This is a genomic window from Dyadobacter sp. HNCC25DJ183, from assembly GCF_056895175.1.
This window is the reverse complement of sequence record NZ_JBXHAP010000003.1, coordinates 35,518-53,788: the sequence shown is the minus strand read 5'-3', so window position 1 is coordinate 53,788 and position 18,271 is coordinate 35,518. Positions and strand designations below refer to the sequence as shown.

Annotated in this window: 11 protein-coding genes; 4 read left to right on the top strand and 7 right to left on the bottom strand. The window is 49.4% G+C overall.

The window, feature by feature from the left end:
- Positions 1 to 4 precede the first annotated feature (4 nt).
- From AC1XTG_RS07670 to AC1XTG_RS07645, 6 genes are all read right to left on the bottom strand, one after another.
- Positions 5 to 2,368: an ABC transporter permease gene (locus AC1XTG_RS07670; RefSeq protein ID WP_484841546.1), complete on the bottom strand. Its 2,364-nt coding sequence runs from the start codon at positions 2,366 to 2,368 to the stop codon at positions 5 to 7.
- 191 nt (positions 2,369 to 2,559) lie between these two features.
- Positions 2,560 to 3,150, bottom strand: coding sequence for a DUF1572 family protein (locus AC1XTG_RS07665; protein WP_484841545.1), 591 nt, complete (start codon positions 3,148 to 3,150; stop codon positions 2,560 to 2,562).
- 40 nt (positions 3,151 to 3,190) lie between these two features.
- Complete coding sequence (locus tag AC1XTG_RS07660; RefSeq protein WP_484841544.1) at positions 3,191 to 3,907, bottom strand: pseudouridine synthase; 717 nt, start codon at positions 3,905 to 3,907, stop codon at positions 3,191 to 3,193.
- 9 nt (positions 3,908 to 3,916) lie between these two features.
- Positions 3,917 to 4,648: a class I SAM-dependent methyltransferase gene (locus tag AC1XTG_RS07655; protein WP_056290356.1), complete on the bottom strand. Its 732-nt coding sequence runs from the start codon at positions 4,646 to 4,648 to the stop codon at positions 3,917 to 3,919.
- A gap of 42 nt (positions 4,649 to 4,690) precedes the next feature.
- Positions 4,691 to 5,413: a DUF1361 domain-containing protein gene (locus AC1XTG_RS07650; protein ID WP_229238778.1), complete on the bottom strand. Its 723-nt coding sequence runs from the start codon at positions 5,411 to 5,413 to the stop codon at positions 4,691 to 4,693.
- A gap of 163 nt (positions 5,414 to 5,576) precedes the next feature.
- Positions 5,577 to 6,809 carry a DEAD/DEAH box helicase gene (locus tag AC1XTG_RS07645; protein WP_484841543.1) on the bottom strand — a complete coding sequence of 411 codons (1,233 nt, stop codon included), beginning with the start codon at positions 6,807 to 6,809 and terminating at the stop codon, positions 5,577 to 5,579.
- A 337-nt stretch (positions 6,810 to 7,146) separates the two neighbouring features.
- Here AC1XTG_RS07645 and AC1XTG_RS07640 point away from each other — a divergent pair, with 337 nt between their 5' ends.
- From AC1XTG_RS07640 to AC1XTG_RS07625, 4 genes are all read left to right on the top strand, one after another.
- Positions 7,147 to 8,937 carry a PAS domain-containing protein gene (locus tag AC1XTG_RS07640; RefSeq protein WP_484841542.1) on the top strand — a complete coding sequence of 597 codons (1,791 nt, stop codon included), beginning with the start codon at positions 7,147 to 7,149 and terminating at the stop codon, positions 8,935 to 8,937.
- On the top strand, positions 8,921 to 9,316 hold the full coding sequence (locus AC1XTG_RS07635; RefSeq protein WP_056290367.1) for a response regulator: 396 nt from the start codon (positions 8,921 to 8,923) through the stop codon (positions 9,314 to 9,316). Before AC1XTG_RS07640 ends, AC1XTG_RS07635 begins: the two co-directional genes overlap by 17 nt.
- 147 nt (positions 9,317 to 9,463) lie before the next feature.
- The gene (locus AC1XTG_RS07630; protein WP_484841541.1) at positions 9,464 to 12,688 is read left to right on the top strand and encodes a PAS domain-containing sensor histidine kinase; all 3,225 of its coding nucleotides are present in this window, start codon (positions 9,464 to 9,466) and stop codon (positions 12,686 to 12,688) included.
- Positions 12,689 to 12,863: 175 nt separating this feature from the next.
- Entirely contained in the window at positions 12,864 to 13,778 is a 915-nt protein-coding gene (locus AC1XTG_RS07625; protein ID WP_484841540.1) for an LEA type 2 family protein, read from the top strand.
- 24 nt (positions 13,779 to 13,802) lie between these two features.
- Here the strand turns inward: AC1XTG_RS07625 and AC1XTG_RS07620 are convergent, their stop codons facing one another.
- A complete protein-coding gene (locus AC1XTG_RS07620) occupies positions 13,803 to 18,101 on the bottom strand; it encodes a two-component regulator propeller domain-containing protein (RefSeq protein ID WP_484841539.1) in 4,299 nt (1,432 codons plus the stop codon).
- Positions 18,102 to 18,271 lie beyond the last annotated feature (170 nt).

Sequence of the window (18,271 nt, the reverse complement as noted above, 5' to 3'; positions counted from 1 at the left end):
GCTTTCATTCATTTTGCAGGGCTTTAACCGGGTTCATCAATGCAGCTTTGATAGTTTGGAAAGAAATGGTGAGCAGCGCTATTGCAATCGCCAGCACGCCCGCCAGTGCAAAAACCCACCAGTTGATATTGGTCCGATACACAAATTCCTGCAGCCACTTTTCCATTGTATACCAGGCGATCGGTACGGCAACGACAATGCCGATCAGAACCAGCTTAATGAAGTCTTTGGCCAACAAGCCGACGATACCCGACAGCCCCGCGCCCAGTACCTTCCTCACACCGATTTCTTTCCGGCGCGTTTGTGCAGTGAAAGTAGCCAGTCCGAACAGACCCAGACAGGAAAGAAGAATTGCGATAGAAGCAAAAATATTGAAAAGTGTGCCCGTTTGCTCCTCCGACCTATACAGAGAATTGAAAGACTCGTCTAGAAAAGCATATTGAAATGGGGTATCTGCATTGTACTGCATCCAGGATCTTTGTGCAGCGGCAATCGCCTTTGCAGCATCTTCGCCTGTCGTTTTAATATAGATCCGGCCCATTTGCTCGGGCGCATTCTGGAATATCACAGGTTCGATCTTTTTCTTCATCGAAGCAAAATGAAAATCTTTTACCACACCGACGATCGTTCCTTCGCGTTCCCACAATTTAAATCTCTTGCCGATCGGATCTTTAATGCGGGCGGTTTTTACAGCTGTTTCATTGAGAATAAAGTGGCTGGAATCGGCTGGTGTATCTGAGAAGTTGACACCCGCGACGAGCTGCATTTTAAAAAATGGGATAAAACTTTTGTCAACGCTCATGAAACGCATCATCATCGTTTCGCCGGGTTCTTTCCCATCCCAGTCGTTACTGCCCGTTTGTCCGCCAACCATCACGACATTGAAGTTGGATCTGGTAACGCTGGTCACGCCGGGTTTTCCCATTAATTCTGATTTGACTGCATCAAAGTGGCCGGCCATTTTTCCCATTCCAAATGACAGAACGTGCGTTTTGTCATAGCCAAGTGCTTTCGAGCGGATGTATTGCAGCTGGTTGTTGATTATAAGTGTACCGGCGATGAGAATAACCGATACTGTAAACTGGATCACCACAAGTACCTTCCGGAACAACACCTCGTTCAACCCCGCCGATACCTTTCCTTTCAGTGCTTTGAGGGGCTCAAAGGATGAGAGTAACAATGCCGGATAGATACTCGAAGCGAGCAAGGTAGCGACAATGGTACCCGCAAGGACCTGCCAGATTTGGTAATCGGACAGATTCAGCACCAGTTTCTTCCCCGAAATTTCATTGAATGCGGGTATAAGCAAAGCTACCAGTATTACTGCCATAGAGGCTGAGATCAGAAATACCAGGATTGTCTCGACAAAGAATTGCGTGAAAAGCTGTGACTTGTCAGCGCCGACGATCTTCCGCATACTTACTTCTTTGGAGCGGAGCAGCGAGCGGGCGGTCGAGAGATTCACATAATTGATGCAGGCTACTGCGAGGATCAAAAGAGCAATAATGCTGAAAGCTCGCACAGTGTCAATACCTTGCGCAGAACCATCCGATTTATACAAATGCACGTTTGGCAATGCTTGCAGCAGGTAATTGATGTCGGTATCATCGGGTTTGTTCCGCAAATGTATGTTCCGCAGCCTGTCTGCCAGGTTACCCACCGATGTCCCCGGCCGAAAGAGCAGGAATGTTGTATAGTCAAACTCATGAAAGTCATTTTCACTGTTTTTACCATCTTTACGATTGCTGTAAACGTCTTTGAAGCGAAGTGAAATCGGCAGGAAAACATCGCCTTTGATGCTCGAATTTTCAGGAAAATCGTTGATCACGCCGGAGACTTTGAAAGGAACCGTATAGCAGGTAATCACCTTTCCTAGGGCACGCTCATTGCCAAAATAGCGTTTGGCGGTGCTCCTGGTGACAACAATGGAGTGGTTGTCCGGGAACGGGTTCCGCTGATCGCCTTCTATCAGGGGAAAATCAAAAACGGAGAAAAGTGTCGGATCCGCGAAATATGATTGTTCTTCGCTGAAAAGCTTTTCCTTGTATCGGAAGAGGTTATAGTATCCATTATAGGTCAGCCTGACAGCATCTTTAATCTCCGGCAGCTCCCTTTTTGCGAAGCTGGCAATAGGTGCCACAGTACCAGACCATATTTGCTGGCTTACACCTGTACCTACCCTGTTTTCAAGTTTGTAAATGTTTTCGGCCTGCTTGTTGAAGCGATCGAAACTGAGCTCATCCTGCACCCAAAGCAGAATCAGAATACCAATTGCCAGACCGACAGACAATCCGGCACAATTAATAAGGGCATAAAACCTGCTGTTTGAAAGGTTCCGCCACGCTATTTTCAAGTAGTTGCTTATCATATTTCACCAGGACGATCAGACTTCCCGGCTTCCATGCCGTAAATAGTTTGCCAGCAAGGCAACCAGGCACAAACCACCTCTGCGACAGCGATTTAGCATAAACCAGTATTCAGAGTAATGTTCGATAGCGAACAATGTTTGTTCGGTTGCAGGGCGATTGCGGAATGAATGATGGCAATGCACAACTAACCTCAATTCTGTCCGCTAGCCGTATCTCTGCTTTCTCCTAAAATCTCATCCGTGAAATGGCGGTGGCTTTGCTGCTGGGCGAATTTGCTTTCGTTGTATTTTGACGATTGGTTACGCGGTATCGATAGACTTTCCCATTGCTTGCCGCGCAGCATTTTGCAGATAAAAACAATCTGACCAATGTGATAGGAATAATGCGCCAGCTGTCGGTTTAGTGCTTCCACGACAGTGTGCCCCTCGTTCCGTATGTACACAATGCTTTCCAGGTCGGGTTCCGTGAGTCCCTCGATAGCCTCAAACAGAGTTTTCCATCCCTTCTCCCATTGTTCCATCAGTTCCCTGGCATTGGCAAAAGGATTTTCAAATTCGGCGTCCCGGTTCCGCCAGGGCTTCTCTCCGTCGGAAGTCAAAAAATCGGTGAATCTCGACAGCATATTACCCGACAAATGATTAACAATTACAGCAATGCTGTTACTCTCCTGATCATTTTGCCAGAAAAGCTTGTCTTCCGGCAGCTGCGCCATAGCCTTTTCACCCAGGTGCTTATAGTACCGGAATTGTTTTAAAACACTTGTTAAGTAGCTCGATTCCATTGATAAAGCTGTTTAAACGTGATTTGAGAACGCGCTGATGTTACTGAATCATACGATTAAGACTTACTTCCACACCAAACCCAAGCAGGTCCAGCATTCCTGCAAATGCATTTTGATAAGGTGCGCTAAGCGTGTGCGTGCTTCCAAGCATAGGATGCGTAAACGAAAGTTCCGACGCGTGCAGCATCATTTCCATCATTCCGAACTGCTCCTTGAAATACCTGTTCTGCTTGTTGCAGCCGTAAGGCCGGTCGCCGATGATCGGGTGAAAAATGTGCGCCATATGCTTCCGCAGCTGGTGCATTCTGCCGGTGGTAGGTTTCAGCTCAACAAGCGAATAACGCGAAGTCGGGTGTTTCCCGATCTCAAATGCGACCTCGGAATGCAGCAGAGTTTGCATGGAGGTGAAAGCCTCCTGGATAGTCCCATTCTCCTTTTTGAGGGGATAGTCAATTTCAAGCTGATCTGGTGTGAAGCCCCGTACAATGGCGTGGTAGGTTTTGTTAACCACCCCGTTTTGAAACTGCTGCTGCATCAAACTATTTACCTCGTCGGACAATGCGAAAAGCAATACACCCGAGGTTTTACGGTCGAGGCGATGTACGGGATAAACATGCTGGCCGATCTGGTCACGCAGGATCTGAACTGCAAACTGGTCGGTATCGGCGGCAATGGAAGACCGGTGCACAAGCAAGCCGTGCGGTTTGTTGACAGCGATCAGGAATTCGTCCCGGAAAATGATTGGAAGATCGTCCATTGAAACAGCTTAAAAGATCGATAGCTGCTTGTCTGTTTTTTCGGTCAATACCGCATAAGAACTGGGCTTGATCCCTCTCAGATAAGGAAACAGCCGCAGCAATGCATATTTGGCCTGCGTGATATAGAGCGCCGCTTTGTTGTTTTTGTAAAGAAGTTTTAAAACGTCGTCGTGGTACAAATGACAAATATCTTTCCTGACTTCAAAACTTTCGGTCGCAAGAAGGAAACGGAACAGCGCAGGTGTATAAATATTGATATGCCCGTAGGAAAGAAAATGTTTAACCTTCTTATCTACGTAAAATGAAAAATCAATGGGTACTTCGAAGATCTGATACCTGGATACCCGCTTGATCTCCCGCAACAGCGTGCGTTCGTGTTCCACATGTTCCAGCACATGGGAGCAGATCACGAGATCAAAATGGTTGTCGGGATACGGAATTTTGTAACCGTCGAAAAGCAGTATGTCGCGCAGGTTGCGGATGTTTTTCGATTTGATCAGCTCAATGCCGCTTTCGGAAATTTCGACGCAGTTCAGGTCCTGACTGAAATTCCATTCGTCCAGCCATTTGAGGATACTACCCTCCCCTGCACCTACTTCGAGCACATTCCTGAAAGTTATTCCCTTAGCAAGCTCGACGATATTCAGCGCTTTGTATTTGGCACCGGTATTGCGCCATGCTACCGTACTCTGGTCGTACTGGGAAGAGTAGGATCCTTTTACATTTTCAGAAATCTGCATATTTCAATACAAACAGGGTTTCTTGATAAGGCTAATCGAAAATCACTGGTGTTTCTTGTTGTACCTGATCCTGAAACGGATAATCCCCCAGAGTACCAGATATAAAATTCCAAGCAGCAAACCGATTTCAAAGCTGAATACCAGCGCAGTACGGTCCATGATACTTTCGATGAGGTTGGTGACGATCAATCCGGGTTCGTGGATGATATCCCAGCTGTTCATTCTTCTGACACGTCCCAGATAAACCCCGAAACCTGCCAATGGAAGGCAAACCAGCAGCATGATATTAGCCGGCCGCCTTTCAAACACCCTCCGCCATGCGCGGTGGATCCAGTACAGAGAAACCAGCCCATTGAACAGGCTCACTTCCGCATAGAAAAAAAGCATGATGGTATCATGCCAGGTAAGGTCCCGCTGATAATCAACCGTTAGATGCGCGAGATCGGTGATCATGTAAGGCGCATTGGGGAAAAACGCCAGCCAGGTTACGCTCAGCAGCGAAAGCCCGACGGGAATTTCGGTATATCTTTTGGTAAGGCTGTCTGCGACAAATGCGATAAGAAGCGGAATCCAGCTCAGGAACAGGTTCCAGTCCATTGAAAAATCAACGGGCGCATTGAAAAGAATACGGATCAGGTGAAAAAATACGGCTGCCAGACTCAGAACAAGCAGCAGTAGCAGCGAGAACAAACCCTCCATGGTGATGATAGGAGGATCGGCGACGCTAAACTTGTAATTTCTTATCCAATCTATTAAACGGTCCAAACGTACTTAGTTTAAGTTCATGCTGTCGACTATTAGGCAAGACAAATGAAAGGGAAAATTAGCAACCTGTGGTTATATCATTGTTTTCATTATAAGGAACATTGGTATAATCACAGATCTGCGTTTCTCTTTCGCTTAACATCCGACGAACGCTGAAAACAACTTATGCCTGAGAAGGGTTATTATGTTCTTTTTTGGGTTTGCGGCGTTTTGGTCTGCTGCCCGAAGGTTTTCCGGATCCTTCCTTACTGCCCGACGGCCGCTTTCTGCCACCAGCCGCTGGTGCTCTGTGCTTTTTGGGTTCAAAAGCAGGAGCTTCGCCCAGGCCCAGCTCTTTTGTAACGGATTTTTTCTCTAATTCCTTTTCAAAAAGACGCTCAATTTTCAGGACGTATTTCTGGTCCTGCTCATTGATAAAAGTGATCGCCGTTCCCTTGGACTCAGCCCGGGCAGTACGGCCTATCCGGTGAACATAATCCTCCGGATCGCGCGGCACATCGTAATTAACCACGTGGCTCAGGTTATCAATGTCAATCCCGCGCGAAAGCACGTCGGTGGCGACAAGTACCGGAAACTGCCTGTTTTTGAAGTTCCTCAAAACAATTTCACGGTCGGCCTGCTCGGAATCCGAGGAGATACCATGTGCGTCCATTCCCAGCTTCCGCAATGATCTCACGATAGGCTCCACGGTCGATTTACGCGAGGTGAAAAGTACCATGCTTGTGCTTTGTACCTGGCTGAGCAGGTGAATGAGGAGCGGCAGCTTCTGTTCGTCGTTTGCCAGATAAAACTGCTGATCGATCCTATCGGCAGGGCGTGAAACTGCCAGCCTGATTTCTTCCGGATTTTGCAGGATACGCTTGGCCAGCTCGTTGATCTTGGAAGGCATGGTCGCAGAGAACATGAGCGTTTGCCGTTTTGCAGGCAGGTAGCTCATGATTTTGAGGATATCTCCCAAAAAGCCCATATCCAGCATCCTGTCGGCCTCGTCGAGTACCAGGTGTTTCAGGTCACTGAAACTGACGTAGCCAAGCTGCAAATGCGCGATCAAACGTCCGGGTGTTGCAATAATAATATCTGCGCCTTGTGTAAGTGCTTTTTTCTGCTGGTCCCATTCCGGGCCTTTGTTCCCGCCGTAAACTGCAATGCTGGTTGCGCCGACAAAGTACCCCAATCCCTGGATCTGCTGGTCGATCTGCACGGCAAGTTCTCTTGTAGGTACCAGGATCAATGCACCTGTATGTACATTGGATTCGTGCGCCACCTTGTCCAGGATCGGGATCAGGTAAGCGGCTGTTTTACCGGTACCTGTCTGCGCGCAGGCAAGAAGGTCTTTACCGTCAAGAATATAAGGGATTGCCTGCTCCTGAATAGGTGTGGCTTGTTTGTAGTTCATAGATTCCACGGCGTTTATCACGTCCTCGTGGAGTTCAAATTCGTCGAAATTCAAAATTCAGCTTTTAAAATCCGCCGGCGTTTCGGCAGATGCGTTTATAGAAGAGCTGACTTTAATTTCCCAGTCAGCAAACCGCTTGATTTGAACAAATATAACAAAATCCTGCGAAAATGTAAAAGGAGCGGCATGAGTGCCCTGAAAACGGCTTATTGTTCTTTTTACCAATTAATGCGCCTTTTTAATCACTTTTTAATCAAATAATTCTACATTGACACTACAAATAAAGATTAGCATTCTATATTTAAGATTTGTTGGGCGCAAAACTTTTTAATGCCGAATGATTTTCGAGAGTGGTCCGGGCGAACAGCAGGAAAGATTTATCGAGTTTGATGGAAACTATAAAGTACTCTTTGAGTTGAACCCGCTCCCCATGTGGGTGTATGACATTGATACTTACCAGGTCCTGAATGTAAACGAAGCCGCGCTCAGGCATTATGGCTACCGGAAAGAAGAGTTTTTGGCCCTCACAATCAAGGATATCCGCCCACCCGAACACGTCGCTGTTCTGGAAGAGGCAATCAACAAGCTCAAATCCGCCAGTGAAGATTTCTCCACGGGCATTTACAAACATCGCAAGAAGACAGGCGAAATAATCGACGTGCAGGTTTGGGGAAGCAAGATCCGCTATGCGGGCCGGAATGCAGAACTGATCCTCGCCGCAGATGTTACTGCCACCCTCGCCGCCCAGAAGGAAGTGGCTGCCGCTACAAAAAAGCTGCAAGATGCGCAGGCGATAGCCAAACTTGGGTATTGGAGCAGGAAAATGGGTGAAGATATTTCAGATTGGTCTGAAAAAATGTACGTGATCTACGGCAGGGATCCAGGCACCTTTGTGCCCACCTACGATAACGTACGCTCATGCTTTCACCCCGACGACCGCCATTTACTTGATCAGCAAGCTTTCAAAATTCTCGCCGAAAAAGGGATAGCCGACTACGAACACCGCATTGTAACCGAGGCAGGCGAGATACGCTGGGTTTTCCAGCGGCTGCACCTCGAAAGTGACGAAAACGGCGAGCCCGTTTCAATCAATGGCATTATCCAGGACGTTACCGAGCGCGTGCGGCAGCAAAACCTCCTGCGCACCAGCGAAAAACGCTTTAAAGCACTTGCCCAGGAAGGCGCAGACCTGGTCGGTATCATGGAACCGTCAGGCAAATGCATTTTTATTGCCGACAGCATCCTGCCCGTATTGGGCTTTCATGCAGATGAACTGATCGGCCTTAACCTCCTTGAATATCTGCACCCCGAAGACAAAGCGCGTATTGCGGGCACGGTTCAATCTTTGGCGCCCGGTGAAAAGGTGCGGATCGATCCTTACAGATTTCCCGATGTGAATGGACGCTGGCGATGGATTTCCACAGTAGCGACCAATTTGACGCACGAGGAAGCTGTGGGTGGCATTGTTATTAATTCCACGGAGATCACCGATCTGCTCAACCAATCGAATGCACTTAAGACAAGCAACGATCGCTATAAACTACTGATGAAGGCCGCCAACCAGGCGATTTACGACTGGGATATCGTGCAGGAATCGGTGGACTGGGGCGAAGGATTGTCAGACATTTTCGGACATAAATTTTCGTCTCCTGATCCCTCGTTGTGGTCAAGTCACATCTGCGCCCACGACAAGGAACGTGCGGTGCAGCAGGTAAGCCTGGCCAGGAACGATCCCGGGACGGAAATGATCGACCTTGAATATGATTACATAAAAGCCGACGGCAGCATTGCCATTGTTGAGCACAGGGTGATTTTCCTGCGGAACGAAGAGGGTACTGCTATCAGGGCAATCGGGCATGTAAAAGATGCGACCGCATACCGCAAGAACCTGCAGCGGATCAACAAGCAAAATGAGACGCTCACGCAGATCGCCTGGACACAGTCACACGTGGTGCGCGCCCCGCTAGCCAGGATCATGGGGCTGGTTTCCCTGCTCAAAGACGGCGGCTATGAAGAATTAACCCAGCAGGACCTTTTGGATTACGTGCACCAATCCGCATGTGAGCTGGACAAAGTAATACGTGAGATTGTACATACAGCAGAAACAACGCATGAACCAGAAAGTTAAGGTCCTCCTCATTGACGATGATCCTGTTGTACTTTTTCTTCACAAGACCCTTTTGAAGAAGGCGGGCATTATCACCAATGTACATACCCTGAACAACGGCCGCGATGCCATTGAATTTATGGACAGCTGCGAGCCGGAAACAGCTTACTACGCGCTGCTGGACATCAATATGCCCGTGATGAACGGCTGGGAGTTCCTGGAAGCATTGCAGGGCCGCCCCTACTCCGAGCAAACGAGCATTCTGCTGGTCAGTTCGGCCGCGGAAGGCCGGGTAGTAATGCCCGCCGTGGCATACAGACAGGTGATCGGCTATCTCTCCAAACCACTTACAATGGAAAACTGCGACCGGATCGTGACCGACCTTGCAGAAAAAGCCTGATATTACCCACTTAATAAAACTACGCTATACTTTCACGACGGAAACTGGTAATCCCGCCTTTGTGGCACAATGTTTTCTTGCCTGAAACCAGCCGGCAAGTGCGCCGTAAGTTTTTGGTTTACTTCATTGCCTTGAAAAAACGCGTACATGACCACCGCTTCCAAGCCTTTTAACACCGATAATGCCCTGGAAATACAACGTCTTGAACTTGCTCTGGAATCCGCAGGGATAGGGACCTGGGAGCTGGATCTTCAAACGGGCCAGGTACGCTGGTGCGACAGGACCAAAGAACTTTTCTCATTCGAAGGTGGCGACATCATTGATCTGAATCAGCTTCTTGCACAGATACATACAGATACAAGGGACTCGTTTTCCGAGCAAATAGCATTAAAAGAAAACCAGGAACTGCCTGCATTCTTCTCCGCTGAAATCCGTACCAATTCGGCTGTTCCGGAGGAAGACCGCTGGCTGCTTTGCAAAGGCAGGCTGCTGGCCGGTGGGGCGCCTGGCACTGTCCGCGCGCTGGGTACTTTCATTGATATTACCAAAGAAGTTAACAACCGGAGTGAACTCAGCCAGCACCAGCAACACGCCCGAAGTTTCCAGACCATTGTAGAACAAGCGCCCATGGCACTGGGATTGCTGAAAGGCACCGACCTTGTGATCGAGCTTGGCAATGAGCGGATTTTTGAGGTCTGGGGAAAAAATGCGTCCATTACCGGCATGAAGCTGGAAGAAGCGCTGCCTGAAATCAAGGACCAGGGCTTTATAGAACTATTACACAACGTTTACCATACAGGGATACCCTACATCGGAACCGGAGTGCCGGCGCGGCTTGAACGAAACGGACAGCTGGAAGATGTGTATTTTGATTTCGTATATACCCCTGTCCGCACGGAAGCAGGTGAGGTAGACAAGATCATGATCATGGCGCATGAAGTCACGCGGCAGTACCAGACCCGGAAAAAGCTGGAAGCCAGCGAAGCTAAATTCAAGGCGCTGATCGATCAGGCACCGGTTGCTACCTGCTTGTTCGTAGGCAACGATATGGTTGTGGAACTTGCCAATCAGCCGATGATCGAATACTGGGGCAAGGACGCAACGGTGATCGGCAAACCCTTGCGTGAGGCAATGCCCGAACTGATCGGACAACCTTTCCTGGATATCCTTGCCGAAATTCGTCGGACCGGCATTCCGTACAGTGCCAAGAGTGCAGCCGTGGACATTGAAGTGGACGGGGAGCTCGGTACTTACTATTTTGACTTTACATACAAGCCCATTTTCGATAGTGAGGGCAACATTTACGGCATTATCAATATGTCCATTGATGTTACCTCCCAGGTGCTGGCGCTCAGAGCACTGGAAGAAAGTGAATCCAAGCTGAGAGCTGTCATAGCCTCCGCACCGGCAGCGATCGGGTTGTTTGTAGGCCGCGATTTGCTGGTGGAGCTACCCAACCAGGCATTTATTGATATTGTGGGCAAAGGCGCGAACATCGTCGGCATGCCGCTGCGCGAAGTAATGCCGGAGCTGGCCAGCCAACCTTTCCTGAAAATCCTTGACGATGTATATACCACGGGAGTGACGTACCAAAGCTATGGAACGCAGGTTGACATTGTGCAGCAGGGTGTCATGACCCACAATTACTATGATATCACCTACTCTCCTGTTTACGACAGTCAGGGAAAAGTATATGCAATCCTCGACATTGCAATCGATGTGACAGAGCGCGTGAACATTGAAAAACAGATTGAGAAGAGCCAGATGCAGCTCCTCTCTCTGTTTGAACAGTCGCCGATCGGCATTGCGATGATCCATAAAGATAACCTGACGTTTACCATGGCCAATCCATTCTACGCGAAGCTGGTGGGCCGGGAACCGCAGGATCTTATCGGGAAACCGATGCTGGAAGCATTGCCCGAAATCGACGGACAAGGATTCGACAAGCTCCTTGAGAATGTAATTGCCACAGGTATTCCTTTCATATCCAAGGAGCAGGCTGCGAATATCAGCTATGATGGCATATTAAAAACGATCTACGTCAACCTGGCTTACCAGCCTCAGCGCGATTCGGAGGGAAATATTTTCGGTGTGCTCGTGGTGGCCACAGAACTGACCGACCATGTTGTTAACCGCAAGAAAATAGAGGAAACGCAGGCATTTCTGCAAGGCGCGATTGAGCTCGCCGAGCTGGGCACCTACTCTATTGACCTGAAAACGGGCATTGTTGATTGTTCGGAAAGGCTGCGAAACTGGTTTGGGGTAAAAAACAAATCAGAGATCACCTTTGAAACCATGTACGCCGCTATCTGTGATGACGACAGGCAGGATGTGATAGACGCCGTAGAACGGACATTGGAACCCGGCGCCAACGGAACTTACGACCGGGAATATACCCTGAACGAGAAACAAACAGGCTCTGCCCGCATCCTGCACGTACAGGGAAGGGTACTTTACGATGAATCGGGCGAGCCGCGCTACATGATAGGCACAGCTCAGGACGTCACTGCTCAGCGCAAAATCAAACTGGCGCTGGAACAGCTGGTGCAGCAGCGTACCGAGCAGCTGGAAGCAATTAATGAAGAGCTGGCGGCCATTAATGAGGAATATATATCTACCAACGAGGAGCTCTCTACTTCCAACAATATGCTGCAGCAGTCCAACGTGAACCTGCAGCAATTTGCCTACGTAGCTTCGCACGATCTGCAGGAGCCCCTGCGCAAGATCAGGTCATTTTCCGATCTGCTGATCAGCCGCTACTCCGACAAGCTGGGTGATGGCATAACCTATCTGCAGCGAATGCAAACGGCCGCCTCGCGCATGTCACAGCTTATTGAAGACCTGCTCGCATTCTCGCGTATTACCGCACATAATGAAATGAACACCACGGTATCGCTCACCAAGGTTGTGAACGAGGTACTGAGCGACCTGGAAGTGGCTATCACCGAAACCTCAGCAGTAGTGCGGGTGGGTGACCTGCCCAAAATCCTGGGCGACCAGATGCAGCTCAACCAGCTGTTCCTGAACCTGATCAGCAATGCAATCAAATTCAGAAAACCTGATACCCGCCCGGTGATCAGCATTTCAAGCGACCTGATATCCGGCGGATTGCTGCCTTCAAACCTGGTCGTAACGCGGACTTCGGCCTTGTACTACCGGATAGATATCACCGATAATGGAATCGGTTTTGAACAGCAGTATGCCAACCGCATATTCCAGTTGTTCCAGCGCCTGCACGGCAGAAGTCAGTACTCGGGCACGGGGATCGGTCTTGCTATCTGTGAAAGGGTTGCTGCCAATCACGGCGGCGGCATTTCCGTTGCCAGTGAGCCGGGACAGGGAACTACGTTCAGCATTTATATCCCATTGTAACCAGTACCGCTGTATTTCAGTTTGTTGATGTACGATTTTCTCGATTCCAGCCGCTTTTTCAAATAATATGAAGCTGCAATGAATAATTCCCGTTCGCGCCTGATTTCAAATGGCACGGAAATTATCAATGCCACGGAATTAATCGAAATCATTATCACTCATAAACTGATAATATATGCGCATTAGCAAAGGGTTAATCTTGTTGCTGGTACTGATCGTCCTGGTCGGAGCCGGCATTTGGTGGTGGAAGTCGCCTTCATCTGACAAGACGAAACAAAAAGCCGGAGATAAACTGGCCCCTACGGTCGGAGTTGCCTCCCTGAACATCCGGGATATTGATGCAGAGCGGATTAAAATGGAAAGCAAGGTCACGATACACAATCCGCTGCCGGTTGATATCAATACAAAACGCCTCAACTATGTGATCTATATAGATTCCATTAAGGTGATCGAGGATAGTTATGAAAAACCGATCAGTATCCGGTCTTCTGATAGCTCCACGATCACACTGCCGATGGAGCTGCTCGCCAAACCAATGGCCCGCGTGCTGAAACATTTTGATGATAACAAGATCGACAGCGCGAATTATGCGATGACAACTAGCTTTGAAGTGGATGTGCCTGTTGCCGGTGAAAAGAAGTTCACAATGGATGTGTCCAGAAAATTACCAGCTTTGAGAATCCCTAAAATCAAGGTGAAACATGTAGACCTGAATGCACTTTCAATGAAAAGTAAAGGGATGGATGTGGAAGTAGAGGTTTTTAATCCAAACCTGTTCCCATTAAAACTGAGTGACGGAGCGTTCGTTTTCAGCATTGAGGATGCTTTACAAATGAATGGGGTTTTGGAAAAAACAATCAGCATTCCTGCAAAAGGAACTCAGAATGTTTCCATGCACGCCAAGGTGACCGACGGCAGCATTCTCAAAAGCGGCTGGAAAATTCTGACCGATAAAAAAGATACCGGTTTCCTCTACAAGTTCACGGGCAAAGTGAAGTCAGAAAGCGAAATGCTCGACAACAGCAATATGGTTATGAATGTACGCGGTACGCTGGCTGAAATCATGAATGCGGTTAAGGAGGCCAAGTAACATTGCTTTTCTTCATTTCCGGAATCAATCCTCAGCCTGAACAGCCGGCGCTTTCTCACCTGAGCGGTGCAGCTTGGCATACTGCGTCGGCGACATTCCGAATAGTTTCTGAAAGGAAACCCGGAAGTTCTTGGGATCTTCAATACCTACCATAAAGCCAACTTCCGCAGCACGCGCGTGGGGATTGAGCAGCAGCTGAGCCGCCCTTTTCAGCCTGATATCTTTGATGAATTCAATCACTGATTGACCGGTAATGCTTTTGATCCTCCGGTAAAAAACGGACTGGCTCATGTGCATGCCACTTACCAGTGTCTGCACATTAAAGTCACTGTCTGTCAGGTTTGCCTCCACGATCCCCATTGCTTTTTCCAGAAACAGCTTGTCTTCGTCGGGAATTACGATCTCGGTGGGTTGCAGCAGGATCTGGCGCAGGTAGTATTCCTGCAACCTGCTCCTGTTCCTTAGCAAAGTAGTAACCTTCGCTTTGAGAATATCCTCATTGAACGGTTTGACAATGTAATCATCCGCCCCAGTTTCCAATCCTTCCAGCTCCTGCACGGCAGCGGCGCGTGCGGTAAGCAGGATGACAGGGATATGTGCGGTTTTCAAATGCTGTTTGATTCTCCTGCTCAGTTCCAGTCCATTCAGGCCTGGCATATTCACGTCGCTGATGATCAGATCGGGCAAAATGTCGAGCGCCTTGCCCCAGCCTTCCGCGCCGTCGGCAGAGAGGAAAACCTGGAAATGATCGCGGAACAAACCGCCGAGGTATTGCAGCAGGTCTGCATTGTCTTCCACGATGAGCAGTTTGAGCGACTTGTTGCCCACAATACTTGTAGCGTCGGACAAAGGCGCGCTATCAAGCGGCTCAACCGCGAATGGACGCAAAGTACCTGGCTCCGCGATTTCTCCCGGGTTCAGGTGGTTTTTGCCAAATGGAAGTCGGATAATGAAGGTGGTACCTGCTCCTACGCGGCTGTTCACTGTCACATCTCCGGAATGTCTTTTTACAAAATCCCTCACCAATGCAAGACCAATTCCGGTTCCTGTAATATCAGAGCGGGTATTTGTCGCTTGGAAATATGGATCAAAAATGCGCTCGCGCTCTTGCTCACCAATTCCTTTACCTGTATCGGACACAGCTATTTCGAGGTAGTTATCCTGCAATTTTTGCTCCAACCAAACCCCTTCTCCTTCCACCGACCCGATAACCCGCACGGACAAGCTGATCAGTCCGCCCGGGGCAGTATACTTGAATGCGTTTGACAACAGATTGGTAATCACCACCTCCATTTTCCCGCAATCAAAATAAAGCGGCAGCTCCTGTTGGGGTAAATGCAGCTGGTAGTCAACCCGGAGCTCGTCTGCCTTGATCCTGAAAATCGAAAATATCTCCTTGATAAACACCGCAATGTCCTGCCTTGCCGCTGCGAGCTGCATCGTACCCGACTCCACTTTGCGGAAGCTGAGCAGTTGATTCACAAGATCCAGCAACTTCCGCGTCTGTTTGTGCATCATACGTGCCTTTTCACGCACCGCCTCCGATTCGGAAAGTGAATTGACAAACTCCTGCATGGGCCCGAGAATGAGCGTAAGCGGAGTCCGGAACTCGTGCGAAACGCTCGTAAAAAACGCTGCCTTCATTTCGGCCATTTCACGTTCATTATCTGCTTTCAGCTTTTCGAGAGCAAGCCTGTTTTCAAGCTTCAAACGACTGGTACTTAATTTTTTATACCAAATCAACGCGGCCGAAAATGCAGCGATATACAGCAGGTAAGCCCACCAAGTTTGCCACCAGGGCGGCAGTACCTTTACACGCACGGAAGCTGGTACCTTCGACCAAACGCCCTCCCCGTTATTGGCTTTAACCCTGAACACATAATCGCCCGCAGGAAGGTTGGCAAAGCTGGCCACGCGCTGTCCGGCAGGAAGCTGTATCCAGTCCCGGCTGTAACCTTCCATCATGAATGCATACGATTGCTTCCGGGGATTGATGTAGTTGAGACCTACAAATTCGAATGAAAAGTCATTTTCAGCCGCGTGGATAGTAATTCCTTCTGCTTCTGAAAACTGCCTGCTTACCATAGAACTGCCAGCCTGCTTTTGCGTCGCGTCCCGGTTTTTGTTCAGCACACGCAGCCCCGTAATGCGCACGAGCGGCGCAACAGGATTAGGCTGAATTTCTTCGGGTTTAAACCAGGTAACCCCATTGGTACCCCCGAAATACATGTTTCCGCCGGCGGAATGAAAAGATGCGCCCACCTTGAAAGAGTTGCTTTGCAGCCCGTCACTTACGTCATAGCGCACCAGCTCCCCGGTTTCGGGATTAAAGCGCTTCAACCCGGAACCCGCCAGCCACAAATTGCCTGCCGGGTCGGCCAGGATACTTTCAACATCATTGTCCGGCACAAGGTGCTGGTACCTCCGGATCGTCTCTTTGCCATTTTCGACAGATAGCCGATGTAAACCACCGCCTATCGTTCCGATCCAGATATTGCCTTTCAGGTCGCGCAGCAGCGGCCACGCGAAGTCCGCCTGCAGGCTGTTCATATTAGCAGGATCATGCTTGAACTGGTTGAGCAAAAGCAGCTTTCCACCACTGTACGCCAGTTTCAGTACGCCCTGATCGGCCGTACTTGCCCAGATCACATCCCGGCTGGGATCGATTAACAGAAAGCTGATATCGCTGGTGGGCAATGGGCTGTTGAACCGGTTGAAGCTCCTGATCAACCTGCCTGTCCGTGAAAACAGGTTCAATCCACCGCCGAAGGTACCTACCCACACATTCCCATGCTGATCCGTCACAATCCGTTCAATGCTCATGTTGTTCCAGGGCATGAGGCCGGTGCCTGTCCGCACAGCTACCGGGGCTTTTTGCCCGTCTGCCGCACTGAGGTAAAGTCCGGCGTAACGCGTGCCTATCCACATCTGACCATCGATCAGGCAAAAGCTCGATACGTCTGTACCCGTCACATTTCCACCACCAGCGCGACTCAGGAAATTGCGGTAGGTGCCCGTCTTTTCGTCATAAACAGAGTACCCGTTCCGTGTACCGATCCAGAGCTGCCCGCGGGAATCATCGCGCGCAATTGCATTGACAAAGTTGTTGCTGAGGGTAGTTCTTTCAGAAACCTCACGGTTAAGGTGGTGAAAACCTTTGGGTTGAAGCCTGATCTTATTTACGCCTCCGGCCGAAGCTGCCAGCCAGAGGTTACCGAAGGAATCTTCCGTGATCTGGTGAATGCGGCCCGAGTTGATGCTTTGCGGGTCAGTATCTTTGGGTGCGTAGTGATGCACACCCGACGCTCCTGGCGCGGCGAGGTAGTTGTCCACATCTTCGATCATGCTCAACCCGAAATCGGAGCCTATCCAGAGCCGGCCGAAAGAATCGGAATACAGGCACTGGATCCCGTGGAAAAGCTGCGGCAACCTGGTAGCGTTAGCGGCTTGCCCGGCATTGCCGGCAGACAGGCGGTACACATAGTTGTTGGATGCGATCCAGAAGTTACCTCGCCTATCTTTACTCAGTACACGGATATCACTTTCTGTAATATGATTATTCCTGGAAGCGTGACGTACATATCCGGCCTCTTTTGCTTGGGGATCAAGCTCCCAGAGACCCTCTCCCGGCGTGCCGATCCAGAGCTTACCGGCCGGACTCAGGACCAGGGAAGTTGCATCAAAGTTGGCTGCACCTGATTGGCCCAGGACCACCCGGCTCAGTCTGGCAACCTCCCCATTACCGTCCAGTGTCAAAACAAAAACACCGTGACTGAATGTCGCTACCCACAACTGACCTGCTTTATCCATCACGATGGACCGCACATTGCTGCGGTTCAGCTCGAAGATAGCCTGACCCGAAGGCCCGGATTTGTCTTTGTAAATGGGTCTTACAAACTGGTCTTTCCCCGGATCATAAAAATACAAACCCGCATTTTCTGTCCCTGCCCAGAGCTTGCCCCGCGTATCCACCGACAGGAGCTGCATCCTGTTCGTTGCCACGCCGGTCGGCTCACTGGCAGGCAGCTGGTAGTGTTTGAGATCATAGCCATCGTAACGGTCTATCCCGTTATTTGTACCAATCCATATAAATCCGCTGCTTCCCTGCACGACCGTCATCGCGTCACTATGCGCGAGTCCGTCGTCAACCGTAATGTGCTCAAAACGGAAGCGCGGCGCATTGCTTTGCGCCCTTGTACCTTGACCTGTACTGAGAAAAATCAGTAAAAAAGACAAGTACCAAAACCGCTTTTTCACCTCTGCGCCTGCGTATTGCCAGCCCATTCTCCTCACGTATCTGCTTCCCGTTATCCTGCTCCTCATTTTTAAAAATCTTCAAAAAATTTCAACCCGCCTGCCTGATTTCACCCGGAATCTGACGAAAAACACCCGCTTTGAACATTCCCGCTTCTCTAATTTTGAATAATTCGAATGATTATTTGACCATTTGGCTAAAACGTCATTTTACATCTGCTAAGTAAGTAGTTGTTCTG

Excerpts from the sequence above, each read along its gene's own strand:
- AC1XTG_RS07625 (WP_484841540.1), top strand. The coding sequence starts at position 12,864 with ATGCGCATTAGCAAAGGGTTAATCTTGTTGCTGGTACTGATCGTCCTG.
- AC1XTG_RS07655 (WP_056290356.1), bottom strand. The coding sequence starts at position 4,648 with ATGCAGATTTCTGAAAATGTAAAAGGATCCTACTCTTCCCAGTACGAC.
- AC1XTG_RS07660 (WP_484841544.1), bottom strand. The coding sequence starts at position 3,907 with ATGGACGATCTTCCAATCATTTTCCGGGACGAATTCCTGATCGCTGTC.
- AC1XTG_RS07630 (WP_484841541.1), top strand. The coding sequence starts at position 9,464 with ATGACCACCGCTTCCAAGCCTTTTAACACCGATAATGCCCTGGAAATA.
- AC1XTG_RS07620 (WP_484841539.1), bottom strand. The coding sequence starts at position 18,101 with ATGAGGAGCAGGATAACGGGAAGCAGATACGTGAGGAGAATGGGCTGG.
- AC1XTG_RS07665 (WP_484841545.1), bottom strand. The coding sequence starts at position 3,150 with ATGGAATCGAGCTACTTAACAAGTGTTTTAAAACAATTCCGGTACTAT.
- AC1XTG_RS07635 (WP_056290367.1), top strand. The coding sequence starts at position 8,921 with ATGAACCAGAAAGTTAAGGTCCTCCTCATTGACGATGATCCTGTTGTA.
- AC1XTG_RS07645 (WP_484841543.1), bottom strand. The coding sequence starts at position 6,809 with ATGAACTACAAACAAGCCACACCTATTCAGGAGCAGGCAATCCCTTAT.
- AC1XTG_RS07640 (WP_484841542.1), top strand. The coding sequence starts at position 7,147 with ATGATTTTCGAGAGTGGTCCGGGCGAACAGCAGGAAAGATTTATCGAG.
- AC1XTG_RS07670 (WP_484841546.1), bottom strand. The coding sequence starts at position 2,368 with ATGATAAGCAACTACTTGAAAATAGCGTGGCGGAACCTTTCAAACAGC.